This is a genomic window from Rhizobium pantanalense (assembly GCF_030182525.1).
Lineage (GTDB): Bacteria > Pseudomonadota > Alphaproteobacteria > Rhizobiales > Rhizobiaceae > Rhizobium.
Genome location: NZ_JAQJCH010000001.1, coordinates 116504 through 134062, shown reverse-complemented (window position 1 = coordinate 134062; position 17559 = coordinate 116504). Strand labels below are relative to the sequence as shown.

Annotated in this window: 14 protein-coding genes; 2 read left to right on the top strand and 12 right to left on the bottom strand. The window is 60.5% G+C overall.

All coding sequences use genetic code 11. The features are described from left to right. Positions 1–108 precede the first annotated feature (108 nt). Together PH558_RS00670 and PH558_RS00665 are read right to left on the bottom strand one after the other, a co-directional pair. Positions 109–657, bottom strand: a complete 549-nt coding sequence (locus PH558_RS00670; protein WP_285202713.1) for an NADPH-dependent FMN reductase — start codon at positions 655–657, stop codon at positions 109–111. 50 nt (positions 658–707) lie between these two features. Continuing rightward, positions 708–2081: a GH1 family beta-glucosidase gene (locus PH558_RS00665; RefSeq protein ID WP_285201639.1), complete on the bottom strand. Its 1374-nt coding sequence runs from the start codon at positions 2079–2081 to the stop codon at positions 708–710. A gap of 258 nt (positions 2082–2339) precedes the next feature. Between PH558_RS00665 and PH558_RS00660 the strand changes: the two genes are divergently transcribed. Then, a complete protein-coding gene (locus tag PH558_RS00660; protein ID WP_285201630.1) occupies positions 2340–2744 on the top strand; it encodes a DoxX family protein in 405 nt (134 codons plus the stop codon). A 45-nt stretch (positions 2745–2789) separates the two neighbouring features. On the opposite strand, the gene PH558_RS00655 is transcribed toward PH558_RS00660, so the two are convergent. From PH558_RS00655 to PH558_RS00635, 5 genes are all read right to left on the bottom strand, one after another. Continuing rightward, entirely contained in the window at positions 2790–3977 is a 1188-nt protein-coding gene (locus PH558_RS00655) for a Gfo/Idh/MocA family protein (RefSeq protein WP_285201627.1), read from the bottom strand. 293 nt (positions 3978–4270) lie between these two features. After that, complete coding sequence (locus PH558_RS00650; RefSeq protein ID WP_069616013.1) at positions 4271–5326, bottom strand: sugar phosphate isomerase/epimerase family protein; 1056 nt, start codon at positions 5324–5326, stop codon at positions 4271–4273. Between the two features lie 267 nt (positions 5327–5593). Next, positions 5594–6541, bottom strand: coding sequence for a substrate-binding domain-containing protein (locus PH558_RS00645; RefSeq protein ID WP_095435857.1), 948 nt, complete (start codon positions 6539–6541; stop codon positions 5594–5596). Between the two features lie 66 nt (positions 6542–6607). Next, positions 6608–7618 carry an ABC transporter permease gene (locus PH558_RS00640; protein WP_113408322.1) on the bottom strand — a complete coding sequence of 337 codons (1011 nt, stop codon included), beginning with the start codon at positions 7616–7618 and terminating at the stop codon, positions 6608–6610. 61 nt (positions 7619–7679) lie between these two features. Continuing rightward, entirely contained in the window at positions 7680–9203 is a 1524-nt protein-coding gene (locus tag PH558_RS00635; RefSeq protein ID WP_285201614.1) for a sugar ABC transporter ATP-binding protein, read from the bottom strand. A 166-nt stretch (positions 9204–9369) separates the two neighbouring features. On the opposite strand from PH558_RS00635, the gene PH558_RS00630 reads away from it, so the two are divergent. Then, a complete protein-coding gene (locus PH558_RS00630; protein WP_285201609.1) occupies positions 9370–10395 on the top strand; it encodes a LacI family DNA-binding transcriptional regulator in 1026 nt (341 codons plus the stop codon). A 39-nt stretch (positions 10396–10434) separates the two neighbouring features. Here the strand turns inward: PH558_RS00630 and xylA are convergent, their stop codons facing one another. The 5 genes from xylA to PH558_RS00605 all read right to left on the bottom strand — a co-directional run bounded on the left by xylA (position 10435) and on the right by PH558_RS00605 (position 17427). Beyond that, positions 10435–11745 carry a xylose isomerase gene (gene xylA / locus PH558_RS00625; protein WP_285201607.1) on the bottom strand — a complete coding sequence of 437 codons (1311 nt, stop codon included), beginning with the start codon at positions 11743–11745 and terminating at the stop codon, positions 10435–10437. A 167-nt stretch (positions 11746–11912) separates the two neighbouring features. Next, positions 11913–13370, bottom strand: coding sequence for a xylulokinase (xylB, locus tag PH558_RS00620; RefSeq protein ID WP_113408325.1), 1458 nt, complete (start codon positions 13368–13370; stop codon positions 11913–11915). Positions 13371–13407: 37 nt separating this feature from the next. Continuing rightward, positions 13408–14433 carry a LacI family DNA-binding transcriptional regulator gene (locus PH558_RS00615; RefSeq protein ID WP_285201604.1) on the bottom strand — a complete coding sequence of 342 codons (1026 nt, stop codon included), beginning with the start codon at positions 14431–14433 and terminating at the stop codon, positions 13408–13410. Positions 14434–14580: 147 nt separating this feature from the next. Next, positions 14581–16182 (bottom strand): DHA2 family efflux MFS transporter permease subunit, encoded by a 1602-nt coding sequence (locus PH558_RS00610; protein ID WP_285201602.1) that lies wholly within the window; start codon positions 16180–16182, stop codon positions 14581–14583. A gap of 24 nt (positions 16183–16206) precedes the next feature. Further along, entirely contained in the window at positions 16207–17427 is a 1221-nt protein-coding gene (locus PH558_RS00605) for an HlyD family secretion protein (protein ID WP_285201595.1), read from the bottom strand. Between the last annotated feature and the right edge of the window lie 132 nt (positions 17428–17559).

Here is a 17559-nt window from a genome sequence, read left to right as displayed (position 1 = left end):
CCTTTTCTCCTTGACGGAGAAGTCTGACGTCAGGTCTTCAATAAACGGTTAAGGCGAATTGGAGATTCCTACAGGAAGGGGTTGCAAGTTTGCCGAAGACGAAAGAATTCACGGCCTGCTCGCGATCGCTTGGGCGAAACGACTGAGATTCGCGGATAAAAGGCCGCTTTCGCGCGCTTCCAGCAGCATCACCGCCTGTGCCTCATCACTCTTGCCCGCAACCGGCAGACGCAAGAAAGCGTCCTCCACAATATGCAGCGACATGGTCTGCAAGACATCCGTGAGCTGTGCCAGTACGAGATCGCCGCGATGTGAGGCATGAGCAAACATCAGCGGCTTGAACGGCACCTCGTCGCGCGACACCAGCCAGTCCAGCGCGTTCTTGAAACCGCCGGGTATGCCATGGGCATATTCCGGGCACGACACGATCAAACCGTCCGCCTTGCGTATCTCGGCCGCAAATCTCTCGACGACGGCTGGTGTTCGCTCACCCTCATTATCCGGATTGAAGATCGGCAGATCGCCGATCACATCGCAAATCGCAATGGTGATGCCTTCCGGGCAGGCGAGCTGCAGCGCCTCCAGCAGCCGGCGGCTGCTCGAGGCCTGTCGCTGGCTGCCACAAAGTGCATAAAGGGAAATCGGCCGCTGGATCATGCTCAAGGTCTATCAAGCCCCGCCGATTCGAGCGATAGCCACCCCTCGCATCAATCAGCCTTGTGGTTGCCCTTAGGAAACTGCGAGGCAAGCTCCCTGTACCACTTGCCGCTCTTCTTGATCGTGCGCACCTGAGTCTCATAATCGACATGCACGAGGCCGAAGCGCATGCGATAGCCCTCCGCCCATTCGAAATTGTCCATCAGGCTCCAGGCGAAGTAGCCGCGCATCGGATAGCCATCCTTGATGAGATCGGCGACGACACCGAGATGCTCGATATAATAATCGAGGCGCGGCTGGTCATCGACCTCGCCGTTGACGACGCCCATATTGTAGCAGGCACCGTTTTCGGTGATGTAGCACTCCGGCAGGTCGTAGCGCCTGTTGAGATCTTCGACGACATGCTTCAGGCCCGGCGAATAGACCTCCCAACCGATATCGGTCTTTACGTCGCCGACCGGCGGCGCTTCCTTTGTCCAGGGGAAATCGCCGCTCTTAGAGGCGTCGTCGGAGACGCGCATCGGCATATAATAGTTCAGCCCCCACCAATCGAGCTTCTGGTTGATGGTCTTGAGATCACCATCCTCGATGACAGGCATGCGCTCGCCGAACGCCTCGATGAATTCCTTTGGATATTCGCCCTTAAAGATCGGATCGAAGAAAGCGCCATTGTGGAACTGATGCGCGCGTTCGACAGCGGCGGCATCTTCCGGGCGACCCGAGCCCGGCAGGATCGAAGCGGCGTTCAACACGATGCCGACCGGCACTTTCGGCGCGACGGAGCGGATTGCCTCGACGCCGAGACCGTGGGCAAGGTTCATATAATGCATGGCATAGAGCGCCGCCTGCATGTTGCGTTCGCCCGGCGCATGAATGCCATAGAGGTGGCTCAGCCAGACGATGCACCAGGGCTCGTTGAAGGTGGCGACAGAATCCAGCCGGTCGCCGAGACGGGCCATGACGGTCTTGGCGTAGCGCTGGAAGGCATGAGCCGTCGAGCGGGCCGTCCAGCCGCCATCGCCGGCAAGCGCCAACGGCAGGTCCCAATGGTAGAGGGTCGCGAAAGTCTTGATGCCGCGCGCCTTGCAGCCATCGACTAGGCGATCGTAGAAATCGAGACCGGCTTCGTTCACCGGGCCGGTGCCCTCGGGAATGATGCGCGGCCAGGCGATCGAGAAGCGATAGGCCTCGACGCCCATGTCCTTGATGAGATCGAGATCCTGCTCCAGACGGTTATAGTGGTCGCAGGCAACGTCGCCATTATTGCGCTGATAGACCCGGCCCGGCATGTTGGCGAAAGCATCCCAGATGGATGGCTTGCGGCCGTCGGCCTTGGTGGCACCCTCGATCTGGAAGGCGGCGGTGGCAACACCGAACGTGAAATCGCCGGGGAAGCGATCGGCAAGAAGCTTCGGATCGATCATGGTGAAAATCCCGTCTGTTATGGCTTCGTTGGCTGCGGTTTAACCAAGCGGCATGACAAAGTACAGTGCCGGCACCGGAAAACTGCAACGTTGCAGGCGCCGATAAATCCGACCGGCGAAAGGCGCCTGAAAAAATTTCACCGGCAGCAGCAACACTCTTCGCACGGCTTGATAACAGCAATGTCAACAGTCGTGACTTGTCTTTCGGTTTGGGATCAATTGAGGGTAGCATCCAAACTTGACAGTGAAAGGATACGAATGCTTCCTGCGATCCACGCCCTCCACCCTCATCTTCTGAGCCTGCTGCGCATCGTCGCCTCGCTCGTGCTCTTCAGCTATGGAACGCAGAAGGTGCTGCATTTCCCGGCGGCCGAAAATGTGCCCGCTGTCGGATCGCTGTCCTGGATCGCCGGCCTGCTCGAACTCACTCTCGGCTTCCTCGCCCTGATCGGCTTCAAGACGCGGATTGCTTCGTTCATTCTCTCAGGTTTGATGGCCTTCGCCTATTTCCTGCGTCATGCGCCGCAGAGCTTCTATCCCGCCCAGAACGGCGGCACATCTGCCATCCTCTTCTGCTTCATCTTCCTGTTTCTCGCCAGTACCGGCGGTGGCCCGCTGAGCGTCGATGCGCTGACCAAGCGCGAGCAGCAAGCTACTGCCTGATCAAGCAGGCTCGAGGCGGTTCGCCGCCTCGAGCCTCAGCAAAGACTAGAGCTTGACCCAGGCTCCGTTGCGCTTCGAGGACGCGACGCAAGCCTCGACGAAAGCCACGCCCTTCACGCCGTCATCGACAGTCGGGTAGATCACGGCAGGATCGACGGCCACACCCTTCTTGCGGGCGTTGATGGCACGCGCAGCCTCGGTGTAGATCGTCGCGAAAGCTTCCAGATAGCCTTCCGGATGACCCGATGGGATGCGCGAGACGCGCGCCGCTGCGGCACCGGAGCCGGCACCGTTGCGGGTGATCAGCCGCTTCGGCTCGCCAAACGGCGTGTACCACAGATAATTCGGATCGGCCTGCGTCCACTCGATGCCGCCCTTGGTGCCATAGACGCGGAGCTTCAGGCCATTCTCATGACCCGGCGCCACCTGGCTGCACCAGAGCATGCCCTTTGCCGGCTTTTCCTTGCCCTTCGCCTTGAAGCGTAGCAGCACATGGCCATTATCATCGAGGCGACGCCCTTCGACAAAGCTGTCGAGATCGGCGGCCAGGCTGTCCAGCTCGAGGCCGGTCACGAAGGAAGCGAGATTATAGGCATGCGTGCCGATATCGCCGGTGGAGCCGCCGACGCCCGACTGGGCCGGGTCAGTACGCCAGGCCGCCTGCTTCTGGCCAGACTGCTCGATATTTTCCGTCAGCCAATCCTGCGGATATTCCGCCTGCACAACGCGGATATCACCAAGCTCGCCATTGGCGATCATCTCGCGCGCCTGGCGGATCATCGGATAGCCGGTGTAATTATGCGTGAGAATGAAGAGCGCGCCGCTTTCATCTGCCACCTTCTTCAGCTTCTTGGCATCGGCAAGATTGGAGGTCAGCGGCTTGTCGCAGATGACATGGATGCCGCGGCGCAGGAATTCCTTGGCAGCGTCATAATGCACATGATTCGGCGTGACGATCGAAACCGCTTCGATGCCGTTCTTCAGCTTGGCTTCGCGGATCGCCATGTCACGATAGCTGGAATAGGTGCGCGAGGGATCGAGGCCGAGATCGCGGCCGGACGCTTGAGCCTTGTCCGGCGAAGACGAGAGCGCGCCGGCGACGAGATCGAACTGGTCGTCAATACGTGCCGCAATGCGATGCACTGCGCCGATGAATGCGCCGGCGCCACCGCCCACCATGCCAAGCCGGATGCGCGGCTCCCGCGTCTGTTCCGATGATCCTTCGATTGCCATTTTGTCCTCCTGAATGAATGGAATTCGCATTTTGGGTGCCTGTCGTTCCAAGCCACCCGCCTCGCCCTTCGCGGGCCTTGCAGGCCACCTCAGGGTGAGGCTGATCCACTAACGCCAGCGCCACACCACACCCTTCCACCTAGCGATGCCAAAGATAGCTCTTGTGGAGTTTCGCGAGAGTCCGCTCCGCCCTCATCCTGAGGTGCGGAGCCTCCTGAGCTCTGCGAAGGAGTGAAGCCTCGAAGGACGAGGGCGGCCTGGGCAGCATTCTCTCTCCGCTTGGGAGAAGGAAATTATGATAGCCCCAGCATGCGCCGGTTCGCCGCCTGGTCCGTGCCGCTGCCGGCGAAGTCGTCGAAGGCCTTTTCCGTGACGCGGATGATGTGCGCCTTGACGAATTCGGAGCCTTCGCGAGCGCCGTCTTCGGGATGCTTCAGCGCGCATTCCCATTCGACCACGGCCCAGCCGTCGAAATTATTGGCGGTCATCTTCGAGAAGACGGCACCGAAATCGACCTGACCGTCGCCGAGCGAACGGAAGCGGCCGGCGCGCTCGACCCAGCCCTGGTAGCCGCCATAAACACCCTGGCGCCCGGTCGGGTTGAACTCGGCATCCTTGACGTGGAACATCTTGATGCGGTCCTTGTAGATGTCGATGTTCTCGAGATAATCGAGGCATTGCAGGACGTAGTGCGAGGGATCGTAGAGCATGTTGGCGCGCGGATGGTTCTTCACGCGCTCCAGGAACATCTCGAAGGTGATGCCGTCATGCAGGTCTTCGCCCGGATGGATCTCGTAGCAAACGTCGACGCCGTTTTCGTCGGCATGGTTGAGGATCGGAGTCCAGCGGCGGGCAAGCTCTTCGAAAGCGGTCTCGACAAGGCCGGCCGGGCGCTGCGGCCAGGGATAGATGAAGGGCCAGGCAAGCGCACCGGAGAAGGTCGCATGCGCCTTGATGCCGAGATGCTTCGACGCCGTTAGCGCCATCTTCACCTGCTCGACCGCCCATTCCTGCCGAGCCTTCGGATTGCCCCTTACTTCCGGAGCGGCAAAACCGTCAAAGGCTTCGTCATAGGCCGGGTGCACGGCGACGAGCTGGCCCTGGAGGTGAGTGGAAAGCTCTGTGACCTCGACGCCGTTGGCGCGGGCGACACCGGCGAATTCGTCGCAATAATCCTTGGAGGAAGCCGCCTTCTTCAGGTCGATGAGCTGGCTTGCCCAGGTCGGAACCTGCACGCCGATATAGCCGGCATCGGCAGCCCATTTCGTGATCGAATCCCACGAATTGAACGGTGCCGCATCGCCGGCGAACTGGCCGAGAAACAGGCCCGGTCCCTTGATCGTCTTCATCTGTATTTCCTCCCTAATCGCGTTCTGTAAACGTTTCCGATGCCTTTCGGACCCATATCCGAGGCGGCTGAGGTGCCGCAGCCTCCAAAAACTATAGGGTCGTCGGGCTGAAAGTCGAATGCCTTGCGACCTAATCACGGCACGCCGCAGACGGCAAGAGGTACGTGCCGCAAAATTTCCATCCGCCACAGAACGAGGGCTGATGGAACACTTAAAAAACGCCCGCCGAAACCGACGGGCGCCCTGAAAGATCAACCGAAAAGCCGATCAGAACGGCGAATCGGGGAAGTAGAAGTCCTTGGCATTGTCCTTGGTGACGAGCGTCGCATCCAGGATGTAGTTGCCGCGCACCGGAACCTGATCGTAGAAGTTGGCAGCCGTCAGCTCCATGGCGGTGCCGACCATTGCCGGCGGATATAGCACGTCGACCGGGATCAGCTTGTCGCCATCCATGACCTTCTTGATCATGTCCTTCGAGCCGGCGCCGGCGACGATATACTTGATATCGGTGCGCTTGGCCTGCTCGATTGCCTGCAGTACGCCGACAGCCATGTCGTCATCCTGACACCAAACCACATCGATCTTCGGGAACTTGGTCAGATAATCCTGCATGACCTTGAAGGCATCGTCACGGTTCCAGTTGCCGTACTGGCGGTCGAGAACCTTGACGTTCGAGCCGGCGATGCCCTTGTCGAAACCGTCCTGGCGCTGCTGATCGATCGGGATCGGCAGGCCGCGGATGATGACAACCTGGGCATCCGGCGTATTGGCCTTGATATATTCACCCGCGACCTGGCCGAGCGCCGGATTGTTGCCGGCGACATAGAGGTCACGGACGGAATTGTCGTTGTTGCTCGGAGCACGGTCGACCAGCGCCACGAACTTGCCCTTGTCCTTGACTTCCTTGATGGCGTTGACGAGCGGATCCGGATCCGACGGCAGGATCACAAGCGCATCGATACCCTGAGTCTCGAGGTCCTGCACGGCGTTTGCCTGGCTCGCCGCGTCAGGCGATGTCTTGACGATGACGTTAAGTCCCGGATGCTCCGCCATCAAGAGCTTGGCGACGCGCTCGGCATGGAACACCACGCCCGAGGTCCAGCCATGGTCGGCGGCCGGAATGGAAACGCCGATCGTCACCTTCTTGTCCGCGGCATGCACCGTGCCGGCGAGAGCCGCCATCACGACGGCCAGGCCTATGAGTCTTTTTCGCATTTTATCCTCCCACAAAGAAACAGGGCCTTCTCCTGATGACCGGGCGCCCCCTGACCCGGTTATTCGCTATTTGCGAGCAAGCGAGCGCTGAACCAGCATGGCGATGATGATGATCGCGCCCTGGATGGCGCTCAGCAGATACTCGCTGATGAAATTGGAAAGCAGCATGATATTGCCGACGAGCTCGAGGATGAAGGCGCCGCAGATCGTGCCCCATACCCTGCCCGCGCCGCCCTTCAGCGCCGTGCCGCCGACGACGACGGCGGTGATCGCCTGCAATTCCCACAGGCTGCCCGTCGTCGCCGATGTGGAACCGAGTCGCGGCACATAGAGAAGCACGGCGATGGCAACGCAAAAGCCCTGGATGATGAAGGCGATGGTTCGCACGCGATTGACCGCCACGCCGGAATAGCGGGCAACATCACGGTTCGAGCCGACCGCAATCACATGCCGCCCATAGCGGGTGCGGTAGAGTATGAAGGCCGCAACGCCGGTGACGACGAGGATGACCACGATCGGCACCGGCACACCAAGCACGGTGCCATAATAAGCAGGCTTGTAGAGCGCCTGAATATCCGCCGGTCGCAAGGTGATGGCACCGCCCTGCGAGAGCCAGGTCGTCAAGCCGCGATAGACGCCCATGGTGCCGAGCGTCGCGATGAACGGCTCGATCTTGCCCATGGTCGTAATCAGACCATTGGCAAGGCCGCACAGCAGGCCGGCAACGATCGAAAACAAGACGGCGGCCGCCAGCATTATAGAGGGATCGGCAATGACGCCCGAATTCATGAAAAGGATCATCAGGCTCGCAACAAAGGCGACCATCGCGCCCACGGAAAGATCGAGATCACCGGCCGAAATGACGAAGGTCGCCCCAACGGCGATAATGGCAATGAAGGCGCATCTCGTCGCGACATTGGTGAGATTGGTAATGCCGATGAAGTTCGGGTTGACCAATGCGCCCACGATCAGAAGCAGCACCAGCGCCGCAAATGGCGCAACCGCCCTAAGATCGACATCCCGCCAGGAACGCCCTCGCCGGCCGGCCTTACCGCTGCTGTCTTCACCCACGCTCATAACCAAAACCAACCTCCCGTCCCATGACTGCTGGGAATTCGCCCTGCTCTCCGCCGCCCTTTCAGGCAGCCGTCTTTTTCTTCAGGCCCGCCGCATAACGCATGATTTCCTGCTCGGTGATCTCTTCGCCTTCGAGCACGCCGACGATCCGGCCTTCGCGCATGACCGCGATCCGCGTGCAAAGCCCGATAACCTCGGGCATTTCCGAGGAGATGACGATGATCGAATGACCGTCGCGCGCCAGCGCCGAAATGAAATGATAGATCTGCTGCTTGGTGCCGACGTCGATACCCCGCGTCGGCTCGTCGATGATGATGATCTGCGGCTCGGTTTCCATGACCTTCGCCAGCAGCAGCTTCTGCTGGTTGCCGCCGGACATGCGGCCGGCAACGATATTTCCATCCCTCACCCTGATGTCGAAACGACGGCGCGCCCTCGCCAGCGCATCGGCCTCGCTGGAGGCGCTCAGATAGCCGAACTTGCCGTGCCGGTCGAGCGACTGCAGAGTCAGATTGACGACCATGCCCGAATTCAGAAGCAAGCCCTTCGATTTGCGGTCCTTGGTCATATAGGCAAGCCCGGCGTCGATGGCCGCATGCACGTCATGCGGGGGCACGGTATGGCCGTTGGCAACGACCTCGCCGGATGTACGCGCCCGCAGACCGACGATCGCCTCCATCAATTCGGTGCGGCCCGAGCCGATCATGCCGGAGAAGCCAAATATCTCGCCCTTGCGCAGCTCGAAGCTTGCATCCTGGACATAGCCGGTCGAAACCGAGGCAACGCTGAGCACCACCTTCTCGTCAACATCGGGTTCGTTCTTGGCCGGATAAAGGCTCGATAGCTCGCGCCCGACCATCAGCTGAGCGATCGATTCGCCGTCTAGCAGCGAGGTCGGCGATGTCTTCACCCATTGGCCGTCGCGCAGCACCGTGACCCGGTCCGTCAGTTCCATGACCTCATCGAGCTTGTGGGATACGAAGACGAAGCTCGTTCCCTGATCGCGCAGCTTACGCACCTGCTTGAACAGGAAATTGGTCTCCTCGCGCGACAAAACGGCGGTCGGCTCGTCCATGAAGACGATGCGCGCATCGCGACTGATCGCCTTGGCGATTTCCACCATCTGCTTATCGGCGATGGAGAGCGTACTGATGATGGCGTTCTCGTCGACATGCGAGCCGAGAAGGTCGAGCACGCGCCGCGTTTCGGCACGCATATACTTGCGATCGAGCACGCCTAGGCGGGTGACTTCGCGACCGAGAAACAGGCTCTCGGTGACGGTCAGATGCTCCGCAAGATTAAATTCCTGGTGGATGATGACAATGCCGAGCGCCTCGGCCGCACCGTTCGGCGGCAGCTTTACCGGCTTGCCATCCAAGAGGATTTCGCCGGAGGTCGGCTGTTCGAAACCGGAAAGAACCTTGACCAACGTCGACTTGCCGGCGCCGTTTTCGCCCATGAGCGCATGGATCTCGCCGGCCCGAAGATCGAAGTTGACGCTGAACAGCACCTGCACGCCGTTGAAGGATTTCGATATCCCTCTCGCAGACAGCACGACCGTACCGTCGACGGCTTCCGAACTCATTGCATCCTCCCTGCGGTCTCACCCGCTTTCCATGCTGTGTAAACCTTTACATAAACTGTGTAAAGGTTTACATCATTGGATATCGCATAAATTTTCGCGGTCACCTTTGACCTCCATCGAAGTCTGTGTAGTCTCCAGCCCCAGACGAGACCCAAGGCAGAGCGCAGTGTCGAATTCCACGCCCGCAACTATCGAAGACGTCGCCCGAATTGCCAATGTTTCGATAGCAACGGTTTCGCGGGCAATCCATATGCCGGAGAAAGTCGCCAATTCGACGCGGCTGAAAGTTAATCAGGCGATCGCTATCACCGGCTATACCACCAACGCCATGGCGCGCAGCCTCAGGCTCGGCCGCTCGAATATGATTCTCGTCGTCGCCCCCGATATCGGCGATCCCAATTTCTCCAATATTCTCATCGGCCTGGAGAATGAGGCGCGTTCGCATGGCTACGGTATCCTCATCGGCCACACGCAGAACGATGCCCAGCGCGGGCTCGAATATCTGAAGTTTCTGAACTCCAACCAGGCGGCCGGATTGATCCTGTTCACCGGCATCCTGCCCTTCGGACATCAGACGATGACGGCGCGGTTGCCGCCGAGCGTCGGCGTTTTCGAGCCGGTCTTCAACGGCGGCATTCCCTATGTCGGCGTCGACGATATCGCAGGCGCGCGCAAGGCCATCGACCTCCTGATTACCGAGGGTCATCGCAAGATTGCATTCGTCGGCGATTCCCGCACACGCCTCGCCTACAGCCGACGGCGCATGGGTTATGAAGCCGGGTTGGATGCGGCCGGCGTCGGGCAGGACCTGCGCATCGTGCTGGAAGGCGACGGCACCATCGAAAGCGGGCGGCTCGCCGTCGAGCAGCTCTTCATGCGCGATACCCTGCCGACAGCCTTCATGTGCGTCAACGACCAGACCGCGATCGGCGTGATGATCGGCCTGAAGGCACGCGGCTATGATATCCCCGAGGATTTTTCGGTAACCGGCTTCGACGACGTGCCGCAAGCCGTCTTCATGACGCCGTCGCTGACCACGATCAGGCAGCCGCGCACCGCCATCGGCAAGCATGCGATGGCGCTTCTGCTGGAACTGCTTTCGGATGGTGAGGCAGCCGAGACGGAGATCCTGCTGCGGCCGGATTTGATCGTGCGGAACTCGGTCGGGGCTCCCGCACGCCTCCGACGATAGTCCGAGAGGCGGTGAACCACCGCCTCCCGAAGCTGTCGATCAAACGTAACGATTGACGATGTTTTCCAGCAGTTCCTGCTTGCCGGACTTCGGCTGCGGATTGACGTCCTTGGTCTCGACCCACTGAGCGATCTGGTCGAGCGAATATTCGCCGCGCAGCAGCTTCTGGCCCTCGGCCGAATCCCAGCCGGCGTAACGGTCGGCGAGTGGCTTGGAGAGTGCCTTGTCCTCGATCATCTTGGCTGCCGCCTTCAAGCCGCGAGCGCAGCAATCCATGCCGCCGATGTGACCGATGAGCAGATCTTCCGGGTCGAGCGACTGACGACGCAGCTTCGCGTCGAAGTTCGTGCCGCCGGTCTTGAAGCCGCCGCCTGCCAGCACCTGGTAATAGGCCAGCGTCATTTCCGGAACGTTGTTCGGGAACTGGTCGGTATCCCAGCCGGACTGATAATCGTTGCGGTTCATGTCGATCGAACCGAAGATGCCGAGCGCATTTGCAAGCGCCAGTTCGTGCTCGAAGGAATGACCGGCAAGGATCGCATGACCTTGCTCGATATTGACCTTCACCTCGTTTTCCAGGCCATATTTCTTGAGGAAGCCGTAGACAGTGGCGACGTCGTAGTCATACTGATGCTTGGTCGGCTCCTGCGGCTTCGGCTCGATCAGGATCGTGCCCTTGAAGCCGATCTTGTGCTTGTACTCGACAACGAGATTGAGGAAGCGGCCCAACTGATCCAGCTCACGCTTCAGGTCGGTGTTGAGCAGCGTCTCATAGCCTTCGCGGCCACCCCAGAGAACGTAGTTTTCGCCGCCGAGCTTATGGGTGGCGTCGAGGCAGGTCTTCACGGTCGCAGCCGAGAAAGCGAAGACATCCGGATCCGGATTGGTCGCAGCACCCGACATGAAGCGACGGTTGGAGAAGAGGTTCGCCGTGCCCCAGAGCAGCTTTACGCCGGTATCGGCCTGCTTCTTGGCGAAGTAATCGACGATCTCATTGAGGTTCTTGGTGTTCTCGGCGAAATTCTTGCCTTCCGGACGCACGTCGGCATCGTGGAAGCAGTAATATGGAGCGCCGAGCAGCGTGAAGAATTCGAAGGCGACGTCGGCCTTCAGCTTGGCGGCTTGCATCGTCTCGTTGAACCAGGGGCGAAGGAAGGTCTGGCCGCCGAAGGGATCGCCGCCCGGCCAGGTGAAGGTGTGCCAGTAGGCGACGGCGAAACGCAGATGGTCTTCCATGCGCTTGCCGGCGACGACTTCGTCCTTGTTGTAATAGCGGAAGGCCAGCGGATTGGTGCTGTCCGGACCTTCGTATTTTACTTTGCTGATGTCATCAAAAAATCCGGTGCTCATGTCTTATCTCCTTGGGTTGGTAGCTCGGTATTGTTTTGCCACTTTGATGCCCCCCTCATCCGACCCTTCGGGCCACCTTCTCTCCGAAGGGAGAAGGTATGGGTGACCGCTGTAAGCTCCGCCGTCCCCTCTCCCCTCGGGGAGAGGGCTAGGGTGAGGGGTTGATCTCAAACTATACTCAACGGCTTGATCGCCGGATAAACCGCCCGATAACGCTTGTAGGCATCCGCATAAGCATCCGTCAGCGACGCCACGGGATCGATCGTGCCGGCGGTCTGCGGCGGGGTGCAGACGGCGACCGGATCGGCGCCGGTGGCGGCAATCAGGCCGAGGCGTGCGGCACCGAAAGCGGCACCGAAATCTCCGTCCGCCGGCAGGTCGACCGGTACGCCGAGTGCCGTGGCGATGGAGGCCAGCCAGTAGCGCGAACGCGAGCCGCCACCGATGGCCGTTACGCGCGCAATATCCGTGCCGGCGGAACGCAGCGCTTCCAGATTGTCGCGGATGGCGAAGGACACGCCTTCGAGCACGGCTTGCGTCAGCACGGCGCGGCCGCTTTCATGACCAAGACCGATAAAGGCACCGCGGATCGTCGCGTCGTTGTGGGGCGTGCGCTCGCCCGAGAGATAGGGCAGGAAGGTGACGTTGGTCGGCGCCTTCAGCGTCTCGCCAAGCTCGGTGGTGAGTTCAGCGGCAGATTTGCCCGTCACATGCGAATGCCAGTTCAGCGCATCGGTTGCCGAGAGGATGACGCCCATCTGATGCCAGGTGTTTGGTAGCGCGTGGCAGAAGGCGTGAACGGCACTTTCCGGCTTCGGCAGATAGGAACCATTGGCCGCAAAGAGAACGCCAGACGTCCCCAGCGAAACGAAGGCCGCACCATGGCTGACAGTACCCATGCCGCAGGCCGAGGCCGCATTGTCCCCTGCCCCGCCTGCAACGACGACATCGCCGCCAATACCCCATTTCGAAGCCAGTTCGCCGCGCAGCTTGCCGGCAACTTCGGTGCCCTCGACCAGCGTCGGCATCTGCTTCTCATCGAGATTGGTGGCCGCCAGCAGTTCGGAAGACCATTTGCGTTTGCCGGTATCGAGCCAGGACGTGCCGGCCGAGTCGGACATTTCCGACATGTGCTCGCCCGTCAGCCAAAGCCGCAGATAGTCCTTCGGCAGCAGCACCCAGCGTATTTTGGCGAAGATCTCCGGTTCGTGCGTGGCAACCCATGCAAGCTTCGGTGCGGTGAAGCCGGGGAAGACGATGTTGCCGGTCAGCGCCCGGAAACGTGTGTTAGCATCGAGCGCGGCAGCCTCCTGATAGCTGCGGGTATCGTTCCAGAGAATGCAGGGACGCAGCACCTTGTCGTCGGCATCGAGCAGCGTCGCACCATGCATCTGGCCGGAAAGGCCGATGCCGCGCACGGCCCCCAGCTCCTTCGGATGCGCAGCCTTCAGCCCGGCAACAGCCTCTTCGGTCGCGCGGATCCAGTGGGCCGGATCCTGCTCGGACCAACCGGGATGCGGGCGCGAGACGTCAAGCCCGCCATTGGCGGAGCCGATGATCTTCTGATTGCCGTCGATCAGCATCGCTTTGACGCCGGAGGTTCCGAGATCGAGACCCAAATACATCAGATGTTACTCCCTATGCTCTGCCGCGTTCGAATACTCAGGGCAGATTATCCTTCAAGAAAATGTCGAGGCGTATGCGCTCCTGGTCGGCGATGACGGCCTGACCGTCGGCGGTCGCCTTCATCACGCGGATGGCGCTGCGGACTTCATGGCCGGCATCCTGATTGAGGACAGCATCGACCGTGCCGTCCAACAGCGCCGCGCGGGTATGCTGCGTCAGCTCATGCACGACCACTGTCAGCTCACGCTCGGGCCGCACGGCTTTCAGGGCCGCAATCAGACCACGGTTGCCAGCACCGAGGCTGTAGATGCCGATAATATTCTTGTTGTCGGAGAGCGTCTTGGAAACGAGCGTTTTCGTCCGCTCAGGATCGTCGCGTCCTTCCAGCACGGGCAGCAGCCGCAGTTTGGGAAACTCCTCGGCCATCACGGCGGAAAAGCCCTGCAGGCGCTCGCGATGATCGCGCACCAGCATCGAGCCGGCGAGCACCGTCAAATCACCTTCGCGACCACCAAGGAACCGCCCGAGTAGCCGGGCGGCCGTGCGTCCAGCGGCAATATTGTCGATGCCGGCATAGTGATGTCTGCGGGAATCAGTGAGATCCGAGACCAGTGTAACGACGGGAATACGTTCCGTCACGAGACGGTCGACGGCGGCCCTGACCCCCGGCGCATCGGTCGCCACTAGGGCGATGCCCGCGATATCCTGCCCCTGCAAGGCGTCCAGCGCCGCGACCAGCGCCGGCACATCGAACGGCGGCACCTCGACGATGCGGATGTCCGTGCGCTCTATGCTGGCCCGCAAGGTTGCCTGATGCACCTCGAATCGCAGCCCGTGCATGAAGGAATTGTCCCCCGTCGGCACGATGAAAACGAGAGGATAGACGCGGCCCTTGGCGAGATTGGCGGCGGCGACATCGCGGATATAGCCGATCTGCCGGATCGCGGCCTCCACCTTTTCCCGCGTCACCAGCCGCACACCCGGCCGCTGGTTCAAGACGCGGTCCACGGTGGCAAGGCTGACGCCCGCGGCGGCGGCAATGTCATGCACAGTCGGTCTCATGGGCTCCTCCTGCCGAAATCCTTACTGCGATTTTTGATGTACGTAAATCAAAAATTTCGAAGCCCGGGATTTTCCGATCAAGACCCAAATAAAAAAGGCCCCTCGCAAGGAGGGGCCATGTCTTGGGAGCATTCTTTGAGAGTCGGATCAGTGGCCTCCGCCGCCACCGCCTGCGGCATTCGGCTTGCTGAGCATCAGAACGCCGAGGATCATCGCCAGGAACAGCACGGTCAGCATCAGGAAAATATCCCCGAAGGACATGACGACAGCCTGCTGCGTCGCCATGTTGACCATCTGCCGGAGCGCAGCCTGATCGCCGTTCAGTCCGGCGGCATTGAAGCTGGCAGCCATGTTGTTCAGCTGATCGACAGCCACCTGATTGCCCCAATGGATATGGTCGCGCAGGTTGAAATAATGCTGGTCCTGCCTGTTCGTCAAAAGCGTGTTGATGATTGCGAGGCCGACGGCACCGCCAAGGTTACGCGTCAGATTGAACAGGCCGGACGCACCGCGCATGCGGGCGGGCGGCATGGTTCCGAGCGCGATATTGTTGATCGGCACCATGCAGAGCATCAGACCGAAACCGCGCAGAATCTGCGGGATGAGCAGCTCCCAGAAATCCCAGTCCACCGTCAGATGCATCATGATGTAGGTGCCGGCCGAGAAGCTGGTGAAGCCGATGATCATCAGGATGCGCAGGTCGACCTTGCTCGACAGGAAGCCGGCCAGCGGCGCCGTGAAGAACATGGTGAGGCCGGAAACAAACATCGTCTCGCCGATCTGCAGCGAATCGTAGCCACGAATGCGCGCGAGATAGAGCGGGTAAATATAGGTCAGGCCATAGAGGCCGATGCCCATGACGAAGGAGAACATCGACCCGAAGGAGAAATTCTTGTTCGTGAAGGCCCTGAGATCGACCACGGGGAATTCGACCGTGAAGGCGCGGTAGAAGAAAATCACGGCACCGATGGCGGACGCAATGGCACCTGCAACGATATAATTGTCGTTGAACCAGTCGTTCGTGTTGCCTTCCTCAAGCACATATTCCAGCGCACCGAGGAAAACACCCATCGAAATCAGACCCCACCAGTCGAACTTCTTCATCAGCGACAATTCGGGCTTGTCGAAGTCGATGAAATTCCAGGTGACGATGGCAACGACGATGCCGGGCGGAATGTTGACCAGGAACAGCCAGTGCCAGGAGAAGGCGTTGGACAGATAACCGCCGACGGTCGGGCCGATCGTCGGCGCAAGCGTGGCGATGAGGCCGATGATCGGCGAGACGACGTTGCGCTTGGACGGCGGGAAGATGGTGAAGGCCGCCGCGAATACCGAGGGGATCATACCGCCGCCGATGAAGCCCTGCAGGGCGCGGTAGATGATCATCTGGTCGATGTTGGTGGCGGTCGCGGCAAGCGCGCTCGATATGGTGAAGCCGGCGGCGGAGATCGCGAAGAGATAGCGCGTCGAAATGATGCGCGCCAGCGTTCCCGACAGCGGAATCATGATGACTTCGGCGATCAGATAGGCGGTCTGCACCCAGCCGATTTCATCCGAGCCGGCGCTGAGACCGGCCTGGATTTCGCTGAGCGAAGCCGAGACGATCTGAATGTCGAGGATCGACATGAACATGCCGAGCACCATCGCCAGGAAGGCGATGAGCTTTCTCGGCTCGATATGGTCAGCCGCAGGCGCGGCTGGGCCGGCCGCACGTGGGGGCGATCCGGCTGTAGTGCTGGCGGACGACATTTCGTCTCTCCCGAGCTTGATCGCTTACTTGTCCGGCGCCGTGCGGGTATCGACGTCGACAACGACGCTGAGGCCTGCGCGCAGACGGCCGGTATTGAGCGCATCCTGCGGCAATGCGATGCGGACAGGCACGCGCTGGATGATCTTGGTGAAGTTACCCGTCGCATTTTCCGGAGGCAGCAGCGAGAAGACCGAGCCGGAGGCCGGCGAGATCGATTCTACTGTGCCGACGATCGGATGGTCGCTATAGGCATCGACGTGAACGTTGACCTTGGAACCAGGAACCAGGTGCTGGATCTGCGTTTCCTTGAAGTTCGCGTCGATATAGAGCTGGCGGATCGGCACGATCGCCATCAGCTTCTGGCCGGGAGAGACGAGATCGCCTTCCTGGACCGAGCGATTGCCGACGATACCGTCATAAGGTGCCTTCAGCACGGTGAAGGAAAGGTCGCGGGCAGCCTTGTCGCGCGCGGCTTCGAGACCCTTGATCGTGCTTTCGGCCTGACGGCGCTGGGCCTGCAGCAGGTTGATGTTAGCCTGTGCGGATGCGATGGCGGCGTCGCCGCCGACCAGATTGGCCTTGGCCTGATCAAGCGCGATATTGGCGCTATCCAAAGCAGCCGTGGTGCCGACCGACTTCGATTGCAGTTCCGCAGCGCGCGTCTGAGTAATCTGGGCGCCGCGGACCGTGGCTTCCAGGGCAACCTTCTGCGCCTGCGACTGGGCAAGGGCTGCCTGGCCGGCAGCGATTTGTGCATCGATGGTATGGAGCGAAAGCTGTTCGGTATCGAGCGAGGCCTGAGCCTGGCCGAGCGCAAGCTTGTAGTCGCCGTCGTCGAGCGTTGCGAGCACGTCGCCGGCCTTGACCTGCTGGTTGGCCACGACGTTTACCTTGGCCACATAGCCCGTTACCTTCGGCGAGATCGTGGCGATATCGCCGCCGATATAGGCATCATCGGTGGAGACCATGAAGCGGCCGTTCGTCCACCAGTCATAGCCGTACCAGCCGCCGGCTGCGAGAGCGATGACGACAATGATCGGGAGGGCCAGGCTGCGCCGCTTCTTCTCTGGCGGCGGTGGGGCCGCAGGGGCCGGAGCAGTGGGCGCAGCCTGGGCGGGGGCAGGGTTGCCGCGCGTTTCGGCCGCTGGAGCCTCGGCAGGCGCACCGGTTTCCCGGGCCTCTACTTCTGCATCAGCGGGCTCGTTCACGATACGCGCTACATTGTTTCCATGACTTGACGACATTTCCCTACCACCGAAAATCTGGCAAAATAATCGAACCGAACGGTTCGGTTCAATTGACATAAAGCCTTTCTCACGCCATATCAAGAGATATCGAACTGAGCGGTTCGATTTATTTCGCGAATCTGTTTAAGA